We start from the raw sequence: 1,124 nt of genomic DNA, 5'->3' as shown, positions 1-1,124 counted from the left end.
CGTGGCGGAGCCGTGCCGTGGCCCCGACGAGCGGGTGGCCCGCCGCGTCGGCCACGCGGCCGCTCAGCGCGCGGCAGTCGAGCGCGTCGGCCGACGGGGCACTCAACTGCGGCACCGCGGGGGCCGGGGGCGTTCCGGTCGGGAGCGGTGCGGTCGGGAGCAGTGCGGGGCGGGTTTGGGCGTGGCCGGCGGCGGTCAGCAGCAGCAGGGCCAGGGTGGGGAGTAGGGCAGGCGACATTTCAGGGGACAGCAAGCAGGGGGATACTGGAGATGCTCCCTGCAAACCCCGCGCCAAGTGAAGGGTTTGCAGGGCGAGCCAAAAACGCGCCCCCAGGGGAAAGAGCAGTTGCTAAACCCACAAGGTAGGTCTGGTTTGGCAGGACTCGTTTGCTAATCGGACCGTGGCTGTTGCAGAAGTCTCGGATACGCTTCTAGAACCGGTTGCATTCGCTTTACAGCGAACGGAAAGGGCGCCGGAAGCACGTTTTAGGAAGGTGCCGAGTGAGTACGCGGCTTCTGGAGCGCAGGGCGCTGAGTTCTGCAACAGCCACGACCCTTTCGCTGAACGAACGTGAGGCTCATTCCGCGAGAAATTCTTGCGCCATTTGCTTCACGTCGAGGGGCGCATTGAGATGGGCGTCAACTGCCCGATACACACTCGCTACCGGGCGTTGAGCAATGGTCTGTTGGCCCGTGTTGGCGATTCGCCGCACCAGGAGCAGCGTTATTTCGGTGGGTTGGCGGTGCAGGGAGTCCAACAACTCGGTCTCGTACGCGGGAAAGGTTTCGATGCCGTGCATGAGCCCCATCAACACGCCCCCACTCTCATCTTCGGGGAAACGCTCCAAGAACCGAAACAGCGGCACCAAGGCGTCTGCGGGCGGCCCCAACTCCCACAGCTCCTCTAATAGGTCTTCCAACGGCAACCACGAATCGTGGGGCTGAAACGAATCGAGAGCGTCAAGCAGAACAGGAAGGGAGGGCATAGTTGGGCGGAAAGGTGCAATAATGCGCTCCTTTCCCTGAACAGCGCGCGTTTATCGTCGGACCGTGGCTGTTGCAGAACTCCTCTCAGAACGCGTAAAGGGTGAAGTGCGTTGGGTCAACATGCTAGAAAGCCCCTG

The 1,124-nt window shown here is 62.6% G+C and carries 2 protein-coding genes; both read right to left on the bottom strand.

The genetic code is table 11. The features are described 5' to 3' along the window. A partial coding sequence (locus tag ACP7AJ_RS21325) for a hypothetical protein (protein ID WP_426062255.1) occupies positions 1-283 on the bottom strand: 283 nt, incomplete at its 3' end. A gap of 295 nt (positions 284-578) precedes the next feature. After that, positions 579-986 carry a hypothetical protein gene (locus ACP7AJ_RS21320; RefSeq protein ID WP_426062254.1) on the bottom strand — a complete coding sequence of 136 codons (408 nt, stop codon included), beginning with the start codon at positions 984-986 and terminating at the stop codon, positions 579-581. Positions 987-1,124 lie beyond the last annotated feature (138 nt).

Source organism: Hymenobacter sp. B1770, assembly GCF_049896385.1.
GTDB lineage: Bacteria > Bacteroidota > Bacteroidia > Cytophagales > Hymenobacteraceae > Hymenobacter.
This window is presented reverse-complemented; position numbering and strand designations above follow the sequence as displayed.

Bases quoted from the DNA above. Each gene is read 5' to 3' on its own strand.
- ACP7AJ_RS21320 (WP_426062254.1), bottom strand. From the start codon at position 986: ATGCCCTCCCTTCCTGTTCTGCTTGACGCTCTCGATTCGTTTCAGCCC.